Raw genomic sequence first — 21800 nt, 5'->3', positions numbered from 1 at the left:
ACAGGCCCCTGACACTGACCACCGCCGATCACGTACTCGCCATGGTCCAGTCCGGAGACGGCGAGTACCGCTTCGCCGGGTGGAGTCAACAGCGCACCCTCCGGCTCGCCGACGACGGCGTACGACTGTATGCGCGCCGCGGGCGCGCCCGCTCCGAGCGCCACCTCCACGACACGATGGCGGCCAGGCGGGCGTTGGCTCGCCGTGCGCTGCGGCCCGAACTGCGGCGGCTGTCTGCGGCCGTGGGGCCGCGCCAGCCCCGGGCGGTACGAGACCTGGACGGGAGCCTGGTCGAGGTCCACCCGGACCGCGCCCGGTGCACCGCCTGCCGGGCCACCCACCTCGTGCTCGACGCCACGCTGCTGCCCCACCGCACCTACACGACCCGCTTCATGGGCCGGGCCCTGGTCGCCGCGGCGGGCGCGCGGCCACCGGCCGATCGCCGCCGACCTCGGAGCGCCCCCGGACACCGTGCGCGGCACGTGGCCTCGGCCACCGTCGCGTACGACCGCGCCTGCGCAATCTCCCGGAGCTCCTCGACCCGCCGGGCCGACACCCTCCCGGTCCCGAACCGGTCCACCCCGCGCACCACACCGAAAGCGCGACACCGGCAGGCTGCTTCCTCGATTCCCTCGACGCGGCGGTCCGCCGGATGCACTCTTGAAGGGCCGTTGCGCGCACTGGTTGTGACGTGTGCTCGGGAGGCGTTGATGGGTGTCTGGGGCGTGTCCGTCGTGGTGCTCGGAGGATTGACGGCGATCGCACTCGTGCCGTCCGTGCGTCTGCTGCGGGCCCGGAGAGTGCGAAACCTGGCCGAAAAGGCGGTGGTCGAGCGCCTGATCGCCGCGGGACCGGGCGTGTACGAAGCGGTGGACTACGCCTCGGTGCCGAGCTGGTCGACCGTCGACGAGATCGTGCTGGGCCGGCTCCATCACCAGGACCGGGTGCACGTGTCCCGGGAGGGCCTGATCACCTTCGCGACGTCGAGGGCCGAATCCCCGATGCCCGAGGACCCCCTCCTGGCGGCCGCCCTCGCCGCGGTGCGAAGGCGACCCGACGGCATCGGCCTGTACGAACTCCACGAGGACGACGCCTATCGCGCCGCCCTGCGAACCCACGCGCCCCGGCCAGTCGAGAGGTACTTCGCGACCGACGCGCCGACGCGGCGTACCCCCATGCGGGACGGCATGCAATCGGTGATCCTCCCCTGGTCGGCGGGAGTCATCGCCTACCTGACATGGTTGCTGTCGTGGGACACGGCCCACGCCATCCGGTCGGTGCTGTTGATCGTGCTGATCCCCGTCCCCGCCGCCATGGTCACGACGGCGCTGCTCGTCGAAACGTGGCCGCCCCGCCTTCGGCCCTGGGTCAAGATGCTTCGGGACCACTGCGACGAGGTGGTGCTTCGGGAGACACGTGATCTCGACCCCGCGATCGCAACGGCGGTGCGACGGCGTCGCGACCGTCCCCTCTCCGACGCGAACGATTGCTCGTGCGCTTCCGGCCCCATCGTCGGCTGCGGCGTACCCTCCCCCGAACCGCCCGCGCCCCAGGACCCTCCGATGACATGCGCATGGTAGGGGGCGCGGGAAGTCGTCGACGGGAATCGTGCAACCCCAACCGAACGGCGGGTAGACCCACCGAACGGGCATCGCGGGCGGCCAACGCATTCGATACCCGCCCGCATCACAACAGGAAAACACGACAGCCGGAGGGCACGGCCGGCCGACCACCCACACCGCCCGGCTCGGGCAGGACACGCGCCCGGGCACGCGCGGGTGGGCTTTCACCGGGCAGTGGCCGGCGGGCACGGGTCGGGGCACCGGGGCGTAGCACGCCCGGGACACCACCGGCTCACGCGGCTGCGGCCAGGCGGACGGCGTGCGCCACCAGCGCGGCCGCGGCGGACCGACTGAGGTGCCACGAAGGTTCCGGACAGGGACCCAATAGGGTTGTCCTGTAAGGAATCGAGGAGCCCATGGCACGTCCCAGCTCGTACACGCCAGAGTTCCGCGAGGAAGCGGTTCAACTGGCGCTGAAGTCCGCTCCTCGGCCGATCGCGCAGACCGCACGAGAACTCGATCTGCACCCGGAGACGCTCCGAAACTGGGTCCGGGAGTACAAACGTGAGCACGAGAGCACCGACGAGGCGTCCTCCGTGGACGAGCACGCCAGGCTGAAGGAACTCGAAAACCGCGTCCGTGAGCTGGAGATGGAAAACTCCTTCCTGAAAAAAGCCGCAGCGTACTTCGCGAAGGATTCCCGGTAGCCGGAAAGTACGAGTTCATCGAATCGATGCGACTCGACACCGCGGAGTACGCTTATCCCATCGCATTCATGTGCGATCGCCTCGGCGTGTCCAGGTCCGGATACTACAACTGGCGCCACCGCCCGGAATCCGCGACCACACAACGGCGCGAGGAATTGACGCTGCTCGTCTCCAAGGCCTTCGAGATGTCCGACGGCACCTACGGACATCGCCGCATCCACGCCCAACTGCTGCGCTGGGGCGCCCCGGCCGGCCCGGAGCTGGTCCGCCGGATCATGCGCGACCTGGACCTGGTGCCCTGTCAGCCCCGCCCGAGGCGCCGGTCGCTGACCCAGTCGGCGTCCACGCCCGTGCCGGACCTGGTCGGCCGCGACTTCAGCGCCTCGGCTCCCGGCGAAAAGCTCGTCGGGGACATCACCTACATTCCAACGGGCGAGGGATGGCTCTATCTGGCAACCGTCATCGACTGCTGCACCAAGGAAGTCGTCGGCTACGCGATGGACGACCACTACCGGACCCCGCTGATATCCCGGGCGATTCGCAACGCCGCACGGAACCGCACCCTGGCGAGGGGTGCGATATTCCACTCGGACCGCGGCAGCAACTACATGTCGGTCGAGTACGCGAGCCTGCTCGGTGAACTCGGCCTGCGCCGGTCCGTCGGCCGTACCGGGATCTGCTTCGACAACGCAATGGCCGAATCCTTCTTCGGGGTATTGAAGAACGAGCGGATCTCACGAGTGAGTTACCCGACTCGCGATGCAGCCCGACGGGATATCACCCGGTACATAGGATTCTGGTACAATCGCAAACGCCTTCACTCGGCTGTGGGTTACCGCCCTCCACTCGAAGTACAAGCCGAGTTCGAAGAGTTGCGACTGGCCGCATGAACTGACAGCCGGGCCCTGTCCGAAAAACGCGAGGCCCCTCACTCAACACACCCGACGCCGTCTCACCCAACACGCCGGATCAGGCCACACACCCATGACCAGCACCACCGACCGAACACACCCGCCGACACACCCATCAAGCCCGGAACACCGTCTCAACCAACCCGCAGACACCCAGGCCACACCAACCACCAACCCCACAACCCCAACGAGACAGGACAGTGTCGAGGGAACGTCCACGACGTCCTCGCCGGCCGCGGCCAGCTGCTGGGCGAGCGTTCGACCGAGCCCACCGGCTCCCTCGACCGCGCACCGACGCTCGGGCCACCGCTCGCACCAACGCATCAGCTGCGCGAGGGTGCCGGCGTTGACGACGAACCGCCGCCGGCCGATCTTCCCTCCCCCGACATCGATCGCGACGGCTGTGTGAGAGGACTTGTGGGGGTCGATCCCGATGGTTATCACGCGCATCCCGGCCTGTTCGAAGCGGCAGAAGTGTGCGGTGGGCACCCTGACTTGAAGTAGTGATCACACATTCATGCCTCTGTCGAGCCACACCGCGCGGATGCCGATCGGCGGCGGCACGCCAATCATGAGCCAGTCCCGGAGGACGGCAAGGAGCTATGCGAGCCAGTGCCGATCGGCACCCTGGACGCTACGGCTGCAGACCGAGCATCTGGTGACGATTCAACAAGTCAGGAACTGCGATTCGGTCGCTGTGTAGGGACTCGACGGCGAGGTCGTCCGCGGGACAACACGAACCGACGGGCTTGCGGAGGCGCTTGTGGCAAGGATCTGGGCCGGGGTGGACGCGGGGAAGACCCACCACCACTGCGTGGCGATCGACGAGAACGGCAAGCGGCTGCTCTCGCGCCGGATGGCCAACGACGAGCCGGTGCTGCTCGATCTGGTGGCCGACGTCCTGGCCCTGGGCGCGGACGTCGTGTGGGCCGTCGACCTCGCGGACGGCGCCGCGGACCTGCTCATCGCGCTTCTCGTCAACCACGACCAACACCTCCTCCACATTCCCGGCCGGGTCGTCAACCGCGCGGCCGACGGCTACCGGGGCGAGGGCAAGACCGACTGGGAGGATCGTCCTGATGGTGGTGTTCTCCGGCTGGTCGGACCCGAAGACAGATCGGCTTCGTGCCTTGTTGGCGACGCGTCGGCCGGCCGGGGAACACCGCTTCGCGGAGCCGGTCGGGTGCGCTGTGGCCTGATAGGGGCATGAGGCATCCCATCGCAGTCTTGCCCGCGCTGCCCTGGCCGGCGTCGCCTTCCCGACGGCACGACACGAGGAGCGAGGGTGGACAAGGCCGCGGTGGCAGAGGTCGACGAGGTCCTGGTGACGGTGGGCGTCGACACGCACGTCGACGTGCATGTCGCGGTCGCGCTGGACCAGTTCGGACGCAGGCTCGACGGGCTGAGCATCCCCACCACGGGGCATGGGCACAAGCGCCTGCCGGCTGGGTTCGCGGGCTGGGAACCCCGCACCGGTTCGGGGTGGAGGGCACGGGTGCCTACGGCGCCGGACTGACCCGCTGCCTCCGCCGTCAGGGCATGGACGTGGTGGAGGTCATCCGTCCGAGTCGCCGGATCCGACGCCGGGCCGGCGGCAGGAACGACGCCATCGACGCCGAGGCCGCCGCCCGGGCGGTCCACGCGGGCACCGTCATGGGCCAGGCCAAGTCCCAGGACGGCCCGGCGGAGATGATCCGCACCCTGCGGACAGCCCGCCGCTCGGCGATGAAGGCCCGCACCCAGGCCGCCAACCAGCTCCACGCCGTGGTTGTCACGGCCCCCCAGGAACTGCGCGACCGGCTGCGCAAGATGCCCATCGTGGATCTCGTGACCACTGCCGTCGGGTTTCGGCCCGGAGACGTCAACTCCCTTGAGACCGCTGCAAAACTCGCGTTGAAGAGCCTGGCAGTCCGATACCGGCAGCTCACCCGGGAGATCACCGCGCCGGACCGGCAGATCGAGCGTCTTGCACACCGGGCCGCACCGGAGCTGATGCAGATCAAAGGCGTCGGCGTGGACACCGGCGCCGCCCTGCTGGTGGCCGCCGGCGACAACCCCCAGCGCCTCCGGTCGGAGGCATCCTTCGCCCACATGTGCGGCGTCGCACCGATACCCGCCGGCTCCGGCAAGACCAACCGCAACCGACTCAATCGAGGCGGCAACCGGGAAGCGAACCGCGCTCTCTACATGTTGGCCATCAACCGCCTCAGCCGGGACCCGAGAGCACGTGCCTACACGCGGCACGACGGACCGCAGAAGGCAAGACACGACCCGAGATCGTTCGATGCCTGAAACGGTACCTGGCACGTGAGGTCTTCAAGGCCCTCACCAGCAAGAACAGCACACTGGCTCGACCTCAGGAACAACCGGTCACCCCATCTGCGGCATGACACCGGGCCGTGATCAACTTGACGCATAGGAGCGTCGCGAAGGACGCGGCGATCATCGCCGACCAGGCCCGCGTCCGCCGCGACCTGCACCCGCTGCGACCCGGCGACGAGCTCACCGTCGAGCTGGGGCTCCTCACCGCCCACCGCATGGATCTCGTCGCCGACCGCACCCGCTCGATCACCCGCCTCCGAGCCCTGCTGACCGGCATATTCCCTTCCCTGGAAAGGGAGTTGGACCTCACCAACGTCGGACCACCGGTTCTGCTGACCGGCTACCGGACGCCGGCGGCGATCCGCCGCGCGGGCGCCCGGCGGCTGGAGACGTGGCTGCGCAACCGCAACGTCCGCAACGCCGCGCAGCTCGCGGCCGGAGCCGTTGCGGCGACCGAGCGCCAACACACCGCAGTGCCGGGCGAGAAGATCACCGCGCGACTGGTCCACTCGTTGGCGAAGGAGGTGATGGCCCTCAACGAGCGGATCGCCGAGACCGACAAGCTCGTCGAGGGCCGGTTTCGCGAGCACGAACACGCCGCCGTGATCGCGAGCATGCCCGGCATCGGGCCCTGCTCGGCGCCGAGTTCCTCGCCGCGACCGGTGGCGACACGGCCGCGTTCGCCATCCCCGACCGCCTCGCCGCCTTCGCCGGCGTCGCCCCGGCCCCACGTGATTCGGGCAAGGTCAGCGGCAACCTGCACCGCCCCCAGCGCTACAACCGGCGCCTCCAACGCGTGTTCTACACCTCCGCGCTGATCAGCATCCGGTACTGCGACGAGTCCCGCCGCTTCTACGACCGCAAGCGGGCCGAGGGCAAGCGGCACACCCAGGCAGTCCTTGCTCTGGCGTCAACGTCCTGTGGGCCCTGCTGCGTGACGGACGGTGCTACGAGCCCACACCACCCGTCACACTCGCCGCTTGACAACAAGATTAGGAATCGGCCGCCGCTTGGCCGTTCTGCCCGGGCACGTGGCCGATCCGCTTGTTGCGCATGATCGAGGAGATCAACGCGACGCCGATGAAGCCGACCCCGATCACACCGGTGATCACCTCGTGGATCTCCCACTTGATCGACAGCAGCAGGATGCTCGCCAGGGCGCCGATCGCGTACATCGCGCCGTGCTCCAGGTAGACGTAGTCGTCCAGCGTGCCCTGGCGCACCAGGTAGACGGTGAGCGACCGGATGTACATCGCGCCGATGCCCAGACCCAGCGTGATCATCAGCAGGTCCTGGGTGATCGCGAACGCGCCGACCACACCGTCGAAGGAGAACGACGCGTCGAGCACCTCGAGGTAGAGGAACATGAAGAACGCGGCCTTGCCGGCGGCGAGCTGCACGGGCTTGGGCCCGCCGCGGCCCTCGGCCTCGGCCGGCTCCGCGGCCGCCGCGGCCTCGGCTTCCTCCTCTTCCTCGTTGATGTGCGCCAGCGTGCCGTGCGTCTCGAAGTAGTCCGAGAGCCCGCCGACGCCCAGGTACGCGATCAGGCCGAGCACGCCGGCCACCATGACCGTGCCCTCCTTGTGCGCGGGCGAAAGCGTCTGCGCGGTCACCACGAGCACGATCAGCGCGATCAGCGTGGACAACACGTCGAAGTTGCCGAGCCTGCCGGTGACCCGCTCCAGCGGGCCGATCCACCGGTGCTCACGCTCGTCGTCGAACATGAAGTCCAGGAAGATCATCATAAGGAACAGGCCACCGAAGGCGGCGATCGCCGGATGCGCCTCGTCCAGGTGCTGCGCGTAGGTCATCCCGTCGATCATCTTGTCGTCGTGGAACGCGAGGTCGACGACGTCCACCGGACCGATTCCGGCGGTCAGGCTGACGATGAGCAACGGGAAGACGAGCCGCATGCCGAAGACGGCGATCAAGATGCCGATCGTCAAGAACATCTTCTGCCAGAAGGCATTCATCTTCTTGAGGACGGTGGCATTTACTACAGCGTTGTCGAAAGACAGCGAGATCTCGAGGATCGACAGGATCAGCACGATGCCGAATCCGGTCGCCCCCCAAAAATAAGCGGCGACGGCGAGACCGGCCACCGTCACGCCGAACGACCAGCCGAACGTACGGATTACCACGGATGAGGTCCTTATCTACCTGGGGATTGCATCTCCGGGTGGGTCATCAGGAAGACCGACCCTCACTCCCCCCACCCGAGAACCTCGGGATAGGCGTCAGGGCCGGCCCCACCGGGTGACCGACCCTGACACACACCGTCAGCACGTACTCATTGCACGCTGACGCCGAAGTCGAGTGCGATCTCCCGCAGGCCCGGGGCTGATTGTCCGCCGATGGTGGGATCGCGTTCCGTCGGTGGGGGAAGGCATCGCGTTGCGGTCGCGAACGCGGCGCGCAGGTTCGTCTCATGTCGCCTCGACTTGTCCGGTGATGATTCGCCTCGCCACCGAGTTCGCCGAGGTGGGACAGCGTGGACGAACGCCCACAGCCGTCGCCGGAACATCGGGTTCCCGCACTCGGCCGCGGACGCGAGGACAGGCGGGCATGAAGTGTCTTCAGGGCGTCGGCGAAGCTACTTCGCGATCCGTTCGGTGACGTGAAGGAAGTGCTCAGCCTCCTGCGGGGTGTGGCAGTGCAGAGGAGAGACCCGCACCACTCCTTCGAGGCCGAGCGAGCGGAGGATACGGGCAGAGTAGTGGTTGTTTGCGACGCGCTCGTAGACGATTACCCCGTTGTCCTCGTAGGCGCGGACGGCGTTGGCACAAGAGAGCGCGTCGAAGGTCAAGGGCACGATGAGATCCCGCGGATGGTCGGATGACGCATCGGCGAAGTGCACTTGGACGCCTGCCATGTCACGCAGGCCGGTCTGTCCCTCCGTGCCGTCAAGCAAGGTGCGCAGGATCGCCTGCTCGTGTCGTTGCACGGCGCGGATCCCGGCGACGATGGACTGACGGCGCTCGGTCCCGGGTGCCGTTCCGCCAACAGCGGCAAGGTAGTCCATGATCGCGGTGAACCCAGCGAAGGCCGCCGGCGCGGAGCTGCCCAGGCTCCAGCTGTCCGGGTTCGCACCGGTGAGCTTGTCGTGGGTGAGTTCCGCGAGTCGGGGCGAGAGATAGGTGAATGCGTTGCCTCGGTCGCCGAACATCTTGTATGGCGCGATGTTGACGCCATCGATCTCCCAGGCTTGGGCGTCGATGATGCCGTGCGGTGCGTATTGCACCGCGTCCACGACGATGTAGACGTCGGGGTTCTTCGCCCGAACCGCCTCGACCACGGCGGGGACGTCGATGACGGCGCCGGTGATGTTCGACGTGGCGATAACCGAGACCAGGGAGGTGCCGGTGTCGACGAGTTCGGCTATCGCCGAGGCGTCGACGCCGCCGGTCGTGCGATTGGGCTGGGCGACTCGGAGTTGCTGTTCGGTCCGTCGCGCGTACTGCTCGCAGGCGTCATAGGACGACGGGTGCTCGATCGCGGTGGTCACGATGTTGGTGCCGGGAACGTTTTCGGCGACCGTCCGGATGAGGTCGAACATCGCCCGCGACGCGGTCGCCGTCGGCAGGATGGCGCCGGACGTGCCGGCTCCGAAGAAGGCCAGGAGATCGGCCTGGCCCTGCTTCTCGACCTGGTCGAGCGCTTGGGCGACTTTGCTGGGTCGTGAGGGGGCTTCCGGATAGAGGGAGACCTCCATGGAGCGCTTGGCGGCCTGTCGCAGCCGCAGCGAGCCGCCGGAGTTTTCGAAGAAGAGCCGGCGTGCGCCGTGCGCGTCTTGTTCGAGGTGGGCGAACTGCTGCCGCACGTACTGCATGGTCTCCGGGCCGAAGGGCTCGGAGTCTTGGGGGGTGAGAGTCACGTTCTTCTCCAGGGCGAGGGGAAGCGCGGCCGGCGACGCGGTTGTTCGCTGCCGACTCCCAGGTCAGGGCCTGGGGCCGGCCATGAGAAGCGCGGCGCGGTGTGAGCTTGGGCGAGAGATAATGACATTGAATGATACGACTATATCAGTTAGAGGATGTCAGCGCGGCTCGTGCACCGAAAGCCGGGAGGGCGCATTGATCGGAAACCCGGTGGAGTTCGACCCAAATCCCTTCGCATTCGGGGCATTTCCACCCAGAGCCCACCACCTCATAGCCTGCGATGTAGGACCAGCTGATGAGCAAGAAATGAGACTTCTTCCCCAAATAAGAAGCTCTACTCGATTCGTAGGTGTAGCTCGGCTCGGCCCCCTCGATCCGTCGAGATCGGCCGTGTCCACCGCCACATCCGCCGGCGACTGCGCGGCGTCTACCGACCTGGGTGCTTCGATGCCGAGGCCGGGGTCGGATGGGTGCCGCCCCTTGAACGTGACGGTGGGGGTTCCCGGCCACCCTTGTGACGTGACCGGGAACCCCCACCGTCGCCGGCGCCGGGTCCCGGACCACCGGCCGCTGGTGGCGCCCTTCATCGGCACGCGTAACCGGCTCACGTCATCGGCACGAATTCGGGCAGGGTGAGGGCCGAGTGGGCCGGTCGTCCCTCTGCGGAGGGTATGGCGCTGAGTTTGCGCAGCCTGTCGTTGCGCTCTTCCAGGGCCTCGGTGGTGGTCGGGAAGAGGGTGGCACCGCCCTTGCCGACCAGATTCTGATTCACGGTCACGAACTCACGGGTGTTGTGTTCGTAGGCGTCGAAGCCCGCGGCGTGGTGCCGGTCGGCCACGGAACCGGCGAGCATGTACGCGCCGACGAGCGCGAGGCTGGAGCCCTGTCCGGTAAGGAACGAAGGCGCCCACGCGGCGTCGCCCACCAGCGCGACCCTGCCGTCGGACCAGCGAGGCATCCGGATCTGGCTGACCGCGTCGAAGAACAGGTCGTCCGACTTGCGCATGGCGGCCACCATGCCCGGGACCTCCCACCCGATGTCGGCGAAGACCTTGGCGACCAGGTCCCGTTGGGCATCCGGGTTCGGGAACGCGTCGAACGGCGGTTCCGGGTGGGCGAAGTTCAGGAAGGCGTGCACTTCGTCTTCGTCCCCCACGGCGTAGAGTGCCGCGGCCTTGCCCGGGGCGTTCCACATCACGGTCTCGTGGGAGAGCCCGAAGGTGTTGGGCATGGTGAAAACGGCGAAACAATAGCCGAGGAAGTGGTGGAACTGCCCTTCGGGGCCGAACAGCAACTCGCGGGTGTGCGAGTGCAGACCGTCCGCACCGAACACCATGTCGAACGTACGCGTGCCGCCCCCGCGGAAGGTGACGTCGACCCCGTGGCGGAACTGATCGAGGGTCTCGATGGAGTCGTCGAACAAGAACTCCACGTCGTCACGGACCGCCGCGTAGAGAGCGTCGGACAGATCCCCGCGCCGTACCTCCAGGTCCCGTCCCTCGACACCGCCGGTGACGCTGTGCGGGTGGACCGAGACCACCTCGCTGCCGTTCCCGTCGAGGAAGGTCAGCCGGCGCAGGTCGATGTGCGCCTCCCGCAACCGCGGCATGATCCCCATCCGCCGGACCACCTCGAGTGCGGTGCCGCGCACGTCGATGGGATAACCACCGCCACGAAGTGTGCTCGCCTTCTCGACCACCGTGACCGCGAATCCGTGGCGGTTCAGCCAGAACGCCAGGGCGGGCCCCGCGATACTGGCACCGGAAATCAGAACCTTGCGCTTCGACGTGGTACGGATGTCCGTCGACTGGTCAGTGCGGGTCATTTTCTTTGGCTCCTTTACCCAGGGTACGAACGAAAAACAGGGCCAGCGCCGTGACGGCGGCGGCGATGAGGAAGCCGGTGACGAAGGCCGATTCGGCCGGCACGTCCGACCCGGAAGGGGTCCCGGCGGTGAGGTAGGCGCCGCTGACCTGCACACCCACGGCGAAGCCGATCACGCGAGTCACCAGAAGCAGGCTGGTGGCGGTGCCGGTGGTGTCACGATCGACAGAGGTGGCGGTCTTGACGACCATCGCCGTGACACAGGCACCACTGCCCAGGGCGATCAGCGCCTTGGCGACGATGAGGTGCCAGATCTCGCTGTGTACGACCGCCAAGGCGACAAACGTGGTCGTCATGACACCGATTCCGGTGGCGACCGCGACACTCGCGCCGAAACGCCGCGCCGCGATCCCGCCGAGCGGCCCGCTGAGCCCCGCCGTGACGGCGCCGGGCAGCAGGTACCACCCGATGTCGGTGGCGCTGGCGCCGAAGCCGTACCCGTCGCCGGAGAGCGCGAAGAGTTGCGGAACGAGATACAGCGATGCCGAGGTGCCCAGACAGACGGCGAAGGTGATCACATAGGAACTCCAGATCGCAGGCTGCACGAGCATGCGCAGATCGACCATCGGCGAGGTCACCCGACGCTCGACGGCTATCCATCCGATCACGCAGGCGGCCATGAGCACGGCCATGGCGCTGGGCAGGAGCGGCCGCGAGTCGAAGTCGGGCGACCATCTGAGCAGGAGCATGAGCGCGACCAACATCCCGCTCAAGAGAACCAGGCCGGGCCAGTCGAGCCCGATGTCGTTCGACTCGCCCGGCAGATCGTCCGGCATCAGCATGCCCAACGCGATCGTGGACACGATGACCACGATCGTCGGCAGCGCGAACATCCAGTGCCGGGACAGCTTTTCCGCCACGGGCCCGGCCGCCAGGATCCCGACCATCCCGCCCCCGACGAACAAGCCGCTGATCACCCCGATGGCCACCTTGGACTCTTCCGCCGGAAGGTGTTTGCGTACCAGGATGAAAGCCAGGGGCAACGCGCCCACCATCGCCCCCTGCAGGAGCTGGCCCAGCAGCAACACCGGCACGTTCGGCGCCAGGGAGGACACCAGGCCGCCGATACAGACCACCGACATCAGCCGGATCATGATCCGTTTCCCGCCGTAGCGGTCACCGAGGTTGCCCGCGATGGGCGCGACTATGGCACCGGTGAGAAGCAATGTGATGCTGAGTAGTGCCCCATCGGAAGGGGTCATCGACAATTCGCGTTGCAGCAGCGGGAGCGTCGGCGTCACCACCGACTCCAGGGCACCGGTAGCGAGTGCCAGGATGCCGAGGGCCCAGATGCCGGCCTTCCCGATGCGGACCGGGGGAGCCAGACTTGCGGTGGTCATGGACGTCCTTTCCGTCATTGCCGGCGAGTAAGGGGTCGGACACACGCGTAGCGCTGCCGCCTTACCCGGAAATACGCGCGCTGCCGCCTGTCGAAGGCACGGTCGCGGAACTGCTCGTGGAGGACGTGGTCGATCCGGTCGTGGCTGTCGCCGCGTCGTCGGCGATGCGAGCGAACGCGTGGCCGAGGCCGGCCACGGCGAGCACGACGAACGCTGCCGCCGCCACCGCGAGACCTTCGTGTACTTGGCACAGCGCCGCGCCGGCGACCGCTCCGAGGGTGATCAGCGCAACGGCCGCGACTCGACGCAGGGCCCCTTGGCCGCGGTTCGCTCCCAGCCGGGAGTCCGCCGCGAGGCCGGTCAGGGTGGAGGTGACGACCACGGTGGTGACGTCCTTCACCCCCAGGTGGCGGGCCGTCGCCGCCTGCACCCCCATGGCCAGGGCAAGTGACGACGCCATCGACGCGCGGCCGGCGTGGGTGCCCACCCCGGCTACGGCCATGCCGAGCGCAGTGGCGGCCAGGACCAGTCCGACACCGCCCAGCAGACCCGTGCACCGGCGGCCCCAGCCCGGGGCGGCGGTGCGCAGCAGCCGCCCGGCCGCCGCCGCGCCGACGAGAAAGCACGCCAGCGCCAGGAGCGGACCGAGGACGGGCAGCCCCGTCCCGCCTGTGGCCGCCATGCCGAGGATGACGACGTTGCCCGTCATGTTGCCCGCGAACACCTGGTCCAGGCGCAGGTATCCGACAGCGTCGACGACGCCCGTCGCGAAGGTGAGGGCAAGCATCAGACCCAGCGGCGTGACCCGCCGTTGCACAAGCCGGCGAGTGCCGGACGCAAAGCCGCTCATCGCCCCGCCGCATACCCCTGGGCACCACGCGGGTTCGCCGCCGCCCGGAGGACACCGTTGTCCGGATCACGCGTGACCACCGACAGCCGGCCCTGACTCCATGGCCCGGAGACGGTCACGTCGTGGCCACGTTCGCGCAGCTCGTCGACGACTGCCCCGCCCGCTCGTTCCTCGATCACCAATCCCCCCGGCGTCCAGGTCCGGGGCCAGAACGAGCTCGGCACCGCCGTGGTGTGGAACGCGGGCGCGTCGATCGCCTCTTGCGGATCCAGCCCGAAAGCGAGCGTGCGGATCAGGTAGATCAGTTGCCACTGGTCCTGCTGGTCACCCCCCGGTGTGCCCAACGCGGCCACGGGGCTGCCGTCGCGCAGCAGGAGGGTGGGAGTCAGGGTCGTACGGGGTCGCCGCCCCGGCGCCAGACGCGATGGGGCAGCCGGGTCCAGCCAGGTCATCTGGAGCCGGGTGCCCAGCGCGAAACCGAGATCCGGCACGGCGGGAGAGGACTGGAGCCACCCTCCCGACGGTGTGGCCGAGATGATGTTTCCCCAGCGGTCGACGACGTCGATGTGGCAGGTGTCGCCGCGGGTCTCCCCGGTCTGCTGCACGGTGGGTTCGCCCACGCCGTCGACCCGAGCGGGGTGCCGATCGATGACGAGCGGTGGTGTGTACGGGGTGACGCCGATGTCACCGGGCCTGAATTCGGTGGACGCGACCGGGCCGATCAGGCCGGCTCGCTCCCTGCTGTACCGAGGGGACAACAGCCGGCGCACCACGGCCTCCGCGTCCGCCGGATCCAGATGCCCGTAGAACGCCTCCCGGTCGGCCATGGCCAGCTTCAGTGCCTCGGTGATGGTGTGGATTCCCCCGGCGGTCGAGGGATCGATCCGTTCGTCGTCGAAGTGGTCGAGCATGGTGAGGGCCTGGAGCAGCACGGGACCCTGGGACCACAAGCCCGCCTTCGCCACCGTGGTCCCCCGGAACTCCGCGGTGACCGCGGGTTCGAGGGAGGGAACGAAGTCGGTGAAGTCGGCGGCGGTGATCACTCCGGCGTGGTCCGTGCCCGAGGAATGCCGGTGCGGCGTGGCCGCGAACTCCGCCACGGCGGTTGCCACGAACCCGGTTCGCCAGGCGCGCCGTGCGGCGTCGATCCGTGCGGTTCTCGTCTCGCCGGCAGCCGCCTCACCCAGCCGGCGCAGAGTCCGGCCGTAGGCGGGGTTGACGAGAGTCTCATCCCGTTGCGGGACTCGTCCTCCGGGCATCCACAGCGCGTACGACGTCGGCCAGTGCGTGCGGAAGAGATCCTCGACCGTGGCCAGGACGCGCGCCAATTGGGGAACGACCGGAACTCCGTGCTCCGCGTAATGGATTGCGTAGGCCAAGACGTCGACGAGTTCCCAGGTGCCCAACTCGGCGAGCAGCCAGAGCCAGGAGTCGACGGCGCCCGGGACGGCGGCGGCCAGGGCACCCGCACCCGGGACGTGGTCCAGCCCTTCGGCCCGGAAGTGCTCGATCGTGGCTCCCCTCGGAGCGTGGCCCTGTCCCGCCAGCACGAGCGGAGACGGGCTTTCCGCGATTGCGAGCACGGCGACGAGGTCACCGCCCGGCCCGTTGAGATGTGGTTCGGCGACGTGCAGCACGAAGGCGCCGGCGGTCGCCGCGTCGAACGCGTTGCCGCCCTGCTCCAGTACGGACTGGGCGGTCGCGGAAGCCAGCCAGTGCGTGGAAGCGCACATGCCGAAGGATCCGCGCAGCGTGGGGCGCGTCGGTTGGGGAGGAGCGTCGCTCGGTGACGGCTGTCGACCGGCCATGTCTGTCACATCCCGTCGTTATGGCACGTGGTGGGCGGCGTGGTGGGCAGCGAGGACGTCGCCGCCGAAGTCGGTCTCGGGGTCCCGCCACACGGCGTGGGCGTGGTTGACGCCGCGGTGGATGTTGGTCCACTCGACGAGCAGCCGCGGGCCCTGCAGGCGGTAGTAGTGCGGCTCGCCCGCCGTGGTGGAGCCGGCCCAGGCGAGGTGCACGGCATCGAGCGCCGTCGGGTCGTCGTAGCGGGGCAGCGGGGACACCCCGTTCGGAACGCGGTCGAGGTAGGTGCCGAGCAGGGCCCGCAGCAACTCCCGCTGCGCGGCGTCGAGTTCGGCGCCCGGGACGCCCTTGGGTGTCGGGGTGAGGGCCAGCGCCTGCCGGTTCGCGCCGTCGAGGCCGGTGACCGGGTGCTCGGCCCGGTCCGGGGTGTGTCGGCCGGGGCGCCAGAGGTCGCTGCGCCTGACCACACGGTCGTCGATCCGATTGCTGTTGCCCGCCACGATGTCGTTCGGGGCGCGCCCGAGCAGCACCGCGCGGGCGGCGGACTCGGGGCGCAGCGAGCGGACCAGCTCGCGGGCCAGGTCCTCGGCCGTCCCCAGCGGGCGCAGCTTCTCGCGGCCCAGCAGCGGCGACACGGCCGGGTCGGCGCCCAGGAAGCAGGGGGTGGTGGCGACGACGCGTCCGTCCACCACGAGGTTGTTGAGGGAGACGTGGTGGCCGCCGAACCGCCATCCCCACGGCTGCGGCCCGCCGGGCTCGCCGAAGACCCGCAGGTAGTACATGGCCGGGTCGCGGGTGCGTTCGCGCCCCCAGTTCACCGAGAAGCCCTCGACGTGGTCGAGCACGTTCTCCAGGCCGAGCACGGTGGCGACGGTGTTGTACCCGGCTTCGGACAGTCCGCTCGCGACCAGTTGCATCACCAGTCGGTGCTGGGCGGGGCGCTGCCGATGGAAGGTGAGGCCGCCGTGATCGGTGGGCGTGTAGTACCAACGGGTCCGTTCGGCCTCGCCGTCGGCGCCCGGCCGGGGTCCGATCGCCGTCCGGCGCTGGTCGGCGTCCAGGGAGTCCAGCCACGTCTGGGCTGCTTCGGCCATCCGGGTCGCGACCTCGCGGGCGCCGGTGTCAATCATTGCCGTACCGGACGTCGTGCCGGGTCGGTCCGGCAGGATGCGGATGGGGTCGCCGCGAGCCGGCCGTGACGTCCCGAGCCGGGCGGACGATGCTCGCGCCCGAGCCCGGGGCCGACCGGATGCGGGCCTGCGTCGCGCCGCTCACGCTGCGGTCACTCCAAGGAACTCGCGTACCCAGGGGGCGATCGTGTCCGCGAACTCCATCGCGATCGCGTGTCGCCCACCCTCGATCGAACGCAGTTCGGCGTTCGGAATTAGCTGTCCCATCAGGACGGCGCCGTCCCAGGGCGCCAGCCGGTCCTCCGTACCGTGCACGATCAGCGTGGGTGCGGATATCTCCCCCAGCCGGTCCCGGATCTCGTGCTGTCGGGCGACGTCGTGGCGGCGGGCGCTCTGCTCGGGATCGCGGACGGTGAGTGTCCGGGCGGCCCGGTTCTGTAGCTTGGGCCGGCCTTCGGGGGTGACGAAGTAGTCCGCGACCGCGTTCTGCCGATCCTCGTGGGACATGTTCAGCAGCCTGTCGATTGCCTTGCCACCCATCGCGAAGCTCGGCGTGGTGGCGACCAGGATCAGGGACGCGACCCGCTCGGGATGCCGGAGCGAGACGTGCTGGGCGACGGCGCCGCCGAAGGAGGTGCCCAACAGGTGCGCACTCTGCAGCCCCAGGGCATCCAGCAGATCGACGAGGTCATCGGCGAGGTCGGCCAGCGTGAACGGAACGGGCGGGTTTACGGTGATCCCCGAATCGCGTTGATCATAGGAGATCGCCCGGATTCCTCCGCCGAGGTGCGCGCGGAGGGTTGCGAACTGGGTGCGGTCGCTCTCGCCGCCATGAACGAGCACGAGCGGCACACCGCTACCACCGTCGATGTACCCGACTTCGAGCTCACCGGCCCGAATGGTGGAACCGGCCGAATCGGCGGGCTCGGCGGGCTCGCGCTCTGCCTGGTGCGTTGCCACTGTTGACCTCCTTGTTCGACAAGCGTTCTTAGATGCTTCTCTGATTTGAGATGACCGTATCAGATAATGCTGTGGTGGCTAGTGTCGTGAGGGGACGTATTCGCCGGTGCGACGCCTTGGTGCGTCCTCGTACCCCGGAGTACTCGGACGTCTCGGCGGTGCGGCGAGGGGCGGGGCGTATGTTCCAGGCCACGGCACTGGTCGGGAGAGGTCTGCATCCCGCGACCGGAGGTGCGAGGTGTGTGGCGATCCCCAGGGCCTCGCGGCCTTCGCGCGGGGAGGTACCGGGTCCGCCGCTCGGCCTCGAACCGCCCGAGCACGCCGGGTCGAACGCCGCAGCACGTGCAATCTCACCGAGCCGTGCGGTGATCAGCGGACCCTGGGCGATATGTGACGCCGCAGCGTCGGCTCCACGGGTGACCAGCCTGTCTGCGGGCGCGGGACTCGGCGTACCCGGTCCGGCGCCGTGAGCGGCGCCGGTGATCCGGTGGCGGACGCAAGCGAGGGAGCCATCGACGCCGAACCGGCGCCACGTCGGCGCCTTCGGTGGCGGCCAGGCGGTACCCGGCGATCCGGCCGCCGAATTCGTAGGATCCGGTCCGGCGACCCGTCGGCGCCCGGGGGCGATCAGCCCGCCCGCGCCCACCCACGCAACGCGCCGCCGTACGCCTCGGTGAGCCGGGTGATGACCTCCCGGCGGGAGAGGTCCGTCTCCTGCAACAGGTCCTGAATCTCGCGCGGATCGAACATCATGTTGCTGAGGAACAAGGCGTACTTGATCATCTCGTCCGGGAGACCGATGTCGTCGAGCAGCCCACGCACCGGCTCAGTCCAGGCATCTCGCACGGTGACTAGGATCTCGTTTTCGGCGTGCAGCCGCTCCAGGTAACCCCGTCGGGATCGGAGTTGCACCAACACCGGGCCGTGCTCGGCGAGCAGGTCCACCCATTTGTCCACGACGGAATCGAACAGCGGTCGCCCTGCCGCGGTCGACGTCTCGCTGAAATCGCGCAACTCCCCGACGACGCTGAGCACATAGGCCGCGAGCACGTCTTCGATCGAGGAGTAGTAGCGGTAGGCGGTGGCCGGGCCGATCTCCGCGCGGGACGCGACGGCCTGCATGGTGAGCTGGTCGGGCGTCTCCCGGGCAAGCTCGCCGACGGCCTTGAGAAGGCGCCGATGATTGCGGCGGGTGTCACTACGCAACTTGCGCCCCCCACGTGGGGCGACCTCCTGCTCGGTCACAGGTCTCCTCCACCCTCATCGATGCGCGGGCAAACAATACCCGCCCCCCAGTGACTCGCGTCCGACCGCTCCGACATGGTCGATACGAAGTGCGCTCGCCCGACCACGTCAGGGCCTCGCATGCCTGGATGATGGACGACGCGGACGGGACCGATCCGCAGGTCGTCCTGCGTCGCCCACGAGCACGCCACCCACCGCCCCCACGTCGCCGACTGCCACAGGGCACCCGCGCCGGCCCGTATTCGGCGCGTCCGGCGGGAGTTCCCACCCACGCGCAGAGGGCCGTGGCGGTCTCGGACAACTCCTGAACGTCCCGGACGGCACCGTCGACTTCGGCATACGCAATCCCAACTCGGAGCGAACGTTGTTTGTCATTTACATCAACGATGATGGATCCTACTTCTTAAATAAGATCCATCTCCCAGATAAGGGAAGTATACCCTCAGGGCCTCCGGCTGACGACTCGGGCCGCCGGGATCGACACCAGGAGTGGGCAGGCGCAGAGCACGAGCAAGCTGCACGGCGGACATCAGAATCGGCGCAGCGCCCGCATTGCACGGCGCGATCACCACGCACCACTGGGTTCTGGACGAGTTCGACCCACTGCATGGGGCCGCCCGCCTCGGCACCGTCGACGCGGCGAACCCCAGCAGCCCGGCGCGACCTTCGAGACCCGGTCCGCCGCGGCCCGCGCCGGCATCGAGCGTGCCATCGCCCACGCTCTCAAAAGTGGTGGAGGCTCGGCGCGAGAGCATGTCCGATGCCCAGCGCCGGACGCTGGCCGCCGCCCAGATCTTCGCGAACTCTCCAGGGATTCCGACGGCACTGGACAGCACGGATCCGACCGCGGTCCTGCAGCCGCGCGTCGAGGTGGCGCGGACGGTCGCCAAGGTCGATGACCTGGTCGTGTACGGGCGGAACGGGATCGTTCTCGACCCAGGGGGCCGTCCGTGGCCTCGGCCGCCCCCGTCAAAGACGCCGACGGCTCCGTGGTTGTTGTCGTCGCCGCCTCGGCTGCCCGGCGGTGTTCTGCCGCCGCATCGCCCGCGCGACGAGGCGGCAGACGCGCGCCGGTCGCGGTCACGCACAAACTCTCACCATCGCCGTCCGGCACGTCCTGCACGACAAGGTCCCCTACCGCGACCTCGGCACCGACCACTACATGTTGACGCCTCCTTTGTTGGCGGGGGGTGCTGCGCGGGTTGTTGTCAGAGGCTGGGGGGTTCGGGGTGTACCAGGCCGTTCTGGTAGGCGATGACAACGAGTTGGGCGCGGTCGCGGGCGCCGAGTTTGGTCATCGCGCGTTGGATGTGGGTGCGCACGGTCAGGACGCTGAGCACGAGTTTCTCCGCGATCCGGTCGTTGGACTCGCCGTGGGCGGCCAGGACGGTGACCTCCTGTTCGCGGGGTGTGAGGTCGGCGAGGCGTTCGGCGGGGGCCAGGGGCGGTCCGGAGGCGGGGGTGGTGAGGAAGCGGGTGATCAGGGCCCGGGTGGCTCCCGGTGACAGGAGCGCCTCGCCGGCGGCGACGGTGCGGATTCCCTCGAGCAGCGCGTCGGTGGTGACGTATTTGCCGAGGAAGCCGCTGGCGCCGACGCGTAGTGCCCGGGCGACGTATTCCTCGGTCTCGAACATGGTCAGGATCAGGACGCGGGTGCCGGCGAGGCCGGGGTCCGCGCAGATGGCGGCGGTGGCGGCAAGGCCGTCACCGTTGGGCATCCGGATGTCCATCAGGACGACGTCGGGCCGGTGGGCGCGGGCGAGTTCCAGGGCTTGGTGACCGTCCGCGGCCTCTGCGACGACCTCCATGTCGTCGCAGGAGTCGATCAGGAGCCGGAAGGTGCCGCGCAGCAGGGCCTGGTCGTCGGCGAGCAGGACGCGGATGGTCAACGGGTTTCCTCGGGTCGTGGTCCGGTCGGGGCGTCCGCCGGGGTGCGGGGCTGGAAGGGGAGGGCGGCGGCGACTTCGAAGCCGCCTTCGGGTCGGGGGCCGGCGCGCAGGTCGCCGCCGACGGAGTGGGCGCGTTCGCGCATGCCCATCAGCCCGTAGCCGCCTCCGGGCACCGGCGGGGCGACCCCGCCATGCATTGTGCCGTCGTTGGTGACGGTGATGAGCAGCCGCGAGCCGTCGTAGCGGAGCCGGACTCGGGCCGTGTGGTCGGGCGCGTGCTTCGTGGCGTTGGTCAGGGCTTCCTGGATGATCCGGTAGGCGGTCAGATCCACTCCCGGGGACAGGGGCCGGGTCTCGCCCTCGGTGTCGACGGTGACGGTCAGGCCGGTCGACGCGCAGGCCGCGACCAGTTCGGGCAGGCGGTCCAGGCCCGGGGTGGGTTCCAGCGGGGAGGCGTGCGGGTCGGCCGTCTGGCGCAACACGCCCACGGTGGCGCGTAGTTCCAGGAGCGCGGAGGTGGTGGTGCCGACCAGGTCGGCGAGGATCCGGCGGGTCTGTTCGGGGTGGCTGTCGGCGAGGTGGGCGGCGGTGCCGGCCTGGGCGTGGGCGACGGCCATGTGGTGGGCGACGGCGTCGTGGAGTTCGCGGGCGATGCGCATGCGTTCCTCGGCGACGCGGAGCCGGGCCTCCTCCTCGCGGGTGTGTTCGGCGTGCGCGGCGCGGGCCTGGACGGATTCGAGGTAGGCGCGCCGGAAGCGGCTCCTGCCGCCCAGGGACACCGGCAGCAGCAACCACAGGACGGTGCCCACGGTGCGCAGGATGAAGTCGTCGCCGAGCGGCGCGCCGGCCAGCGAGGTGGCCACGAGCAGGGCCACGGTCGCCGAGCCGTAGACGCCGGTGGTCCGCGAATCGGTGAGCGCGGCAAGCCAGTACAGGGCGGTCATGACCGGGGCCAGCAGCAGGGGACTGGGCAGGTAGCCGAGCGCGGTCAGCAGTGCGGCCGCGCCGGTGGTGACCGCGAGGGTGGCGCGCGGGCGGGTGCGGGCGGCGAGCACGGCTGCACCCGAGACGACGAGGATCCAGGCGGGCCACAGGGCGTGTGGCGGCGAGGAATCCGACGTGCTGATCTGCGCCCCGAAGAGCGTACAGACGCACAACGCCACCGCCGTCACCACATCCGCGGACCGGACACGGCCTTCCGCGGCCCGGGCATGGCGCCCCATGCTCCGGGCATGGCTTTCCGCGTACCGTTCAAAGCTACTGGACATTGTGCTCTCCGCCGGGGGCGTGCTGAGGCCATGGTCGCCGATTATGACGAG

General features: G+C 69.1%; 15 protein-coding genes and 2 pseudogenes. 6 read left to right on the top strand and 11 right to left on the bottom strand.

What is annotated here, in order from left to right; all coding sequences use genetic code 11:
- Positions 1 to 41 precede the first annotated feature (41 nt).
- From OG948_RS58315 to OG948_RS58290, 6 genes and pseudogenes are all read left to right on the top strand, one after another.
- On the top strand, positions 42 to 1580 hold the full coding sequence (locus OG948_RS58315) for a hypothetical protein (protein WP_331773172.1): 1539 nt from the start codon (positions 42 to 44) through the stop codon (positions 1578 to 1580).
- Between the two features lie 398 nt (positions 1581 to 1978).
- A protein-coding gene (locus tag OG948_RS58310; RefSeq protein ID WP_331773171.1) for an IS3 family transposase occupies positions 1979 to 3159 on the top strand; the annotation gives its coding sequence in 2 pieces (ribosomal slippage) (positions 1979 to 2243 and positions 2243 to 3159; 1182 coding nt in all).
- Positions 3160 to 3943: 784 nt separating this feature from the next.
- Positions 3944 to 4252: pseudogene (locus OG948_RS58305) on the top strand (transposase); the annotation flags it as partial.
- Between the two features lie 213 nt (positions 4253 to 4465).
- On the top strand, positions 4466 to 4696 hold the full coding sequence (locus OG948_RS58300; protein WP_331773676.1) for a hypothetical protein: 231 nt from the start codon (positions 4466 to 4468) through the stop codon (positions 4694 to 4696).
- Positions 4639 to 5472 (top strand): transposase, encoded by an 834-nt coding sequence (locus OG948_RS58295; RefSeq protein ID WP_331773644.1) that lies wholly within the window; start codon positions 4639 to 4641, stop codon positions 5470 to 5472. Before OG948_RS58300 ends, OG948_RS58295 begins: the two co-directional genes overlap by 58 nt.
- 134 nt (positions 5473 to 5606) lie before the next feature.
- Positions 5607 to 6486: pseudogene (locus tag OG948_RS58290) on the top strand (IS110 family transposase); the annotation flags it as partial.
- 8 nt (positions 6487 to 6494) lie between these two features.
- On the opposite strand, the gene OG948_RS58285 reads toward OG948_RS58290, so the two are convergent.
- The 11 genes from OG948_RS58285 to OG948_RS58235 all read right to left on the bottom strand — a co-directional run bounded on the left by OG948_RS58285 (position 6495) and on the right by OG948_RS58235 (position 21704).
- Entirely contained in the window at positions 6495 to 7643 is a 1149-nt protein-coding gene (locus tag OG948_RS58285; RefSeq protein ID WP_331773170.1) for a DUF475 domain-containing protein, read from the bottom strand.
- A 452-nt stretch (positions 7644 to 8095) separates the two neighbouring features.
- A complete protein-coding gene (locus OG948_RS58280) occupies positions 8096 to 9376 on the bottom strand; it encodes an aminotransferase class V-fold PLP-dependent enzyme (protein WP_331773169.1) in 1281 nt (426 codons plus the stop codon).
- A gap of 605 nt (positions 9377 to 9981) precedes the next feature.
- A complete protein-coding gene (locus tag OG948_RS58275; RefSeq protein ID WP_331773168.1) occupies positions 9982 to 11202 on the bottom strand; it encodes an FAD-dependent monooxygenase in 1221 nt (406 codons plus the stop codon).
- Complete coding sequence (locus OG948_RS58270) at positions 11189 to 12601, bottom strand: MFS transporter (RefSeq protein ID WP_331773167.1); 1413 nt, start codon at positions 12599 to 12601, stop codon at positions 11189 to 11191. The genes OG948_RS58275 and OG948_RS58270 overlap by 14 nt, the downstream gene beginning before the upstream one ends.
- Before the next feature lie 61 nt (positions 12602 to 12662).
- Positions 12663 to 13451 carry a YoaK family protein gene (locus OG948_RS58265; RefSeq protein WP_331773166.1) on the bottom strand — a complete coding sequence of 263 codons (789 nt, stop codon included), beginning with the start codon at positions 13449 to 13451 and terminating at the stop codon, positions 12663 to 12665.
- Positions 13448 to 15259: a gamma-glutamyltransferase gene (locus OG948_RS58260; RefSeq protein ID WP_331773165.1), complete on the bottom strand. Its 1812-nt coding sequence runs from the start codon at positions 15257 to 15259 to the stop codon at positions 13448 to 13450. The genes OG948_RS58265 and OG948_RS58260 overlap by 4 nt, the downstream gene beginning before the upstream one ends.
- An 18-nt stretch (positions 15260 to 15277) precedes the next feature.
- Complete coding sequence (locus OG948_RS58255) at positions 15278 to 16387, bottom strand: DUF3500 domain-containing protein (RefSeq protein WP_331773164.1); 1110 nt, start codon at positions 16385 to 16387, stop codon at positions 15278 to 15280.
- 141 nt (positions 16388 to 16528) lie between these two features.
- A complete protein-coding gene (locus tag OG948_RS58250; RefSeq protein WP_406300939.1) occupies positions 16529 to 17230 on the bottom strand; it encodes an alpha/beta fold hydrolase in 702 nt (233 codons plus the stop codon).
- A 744-nt stretch (positions 17231 to 17974) separates the two neighbouring features.
- Positions 17975 to 18592, bottom strand: coding sequence for a TetR family transcriptional regulator (locus OG948_RS58245; RefSeq protein WP_331773162.1), 618 nt, complete (start codon positions 18590 to 18592; stop codon positions 17975 to 17977).
- A 1208-nt stretch (positions 18593 to 19800) separates the two neighbouring features.
- Positions 19801 to 20481 carry a response regulator transcription factor gene (locus OG948_RS58240; protein ID WP_331773161.1) on the bottom strand — a complete coding sequence of 227 codons (681 nt, stop codon included), beginning with the start codon at positions 20479 to 20481 and terminating at the stop codon, positions 19801 to 19803.
- The gene (locus tag OG948_RS58235) at positions 20478 to 21704 is read right to left on the bottom strand and encodes a sensor histidine kinase (RefSeq protein WP_406300840.1); all 1227 of its coding nucleotides are present in this window, start codon (positions 21702 to 21704) and stop codon (positions 20478 to 20480) included. The genes OG948_RS58240 and OG948_RS58235 overlap by 4 nt, the downstream gene beginning before the upstream one ends.
- Between the last annotated feature and the right edge of the window lie 96 nt (positions 21705 to 21800).

The sequence above is a fragment of the Embleya sp. NBC_00888 genome, assembly GCF_045207655.1.
GTDB lineage: Bacteria > Actinomycetota > Actinomycetes > Streptomycetales > Streptomycetaceae > Embleya.
The sequence above is the reverse complement of the archived record's forward strand: the minus strand, read 5'-3'. Positions and strand labels throughout refer to the sequence as shown.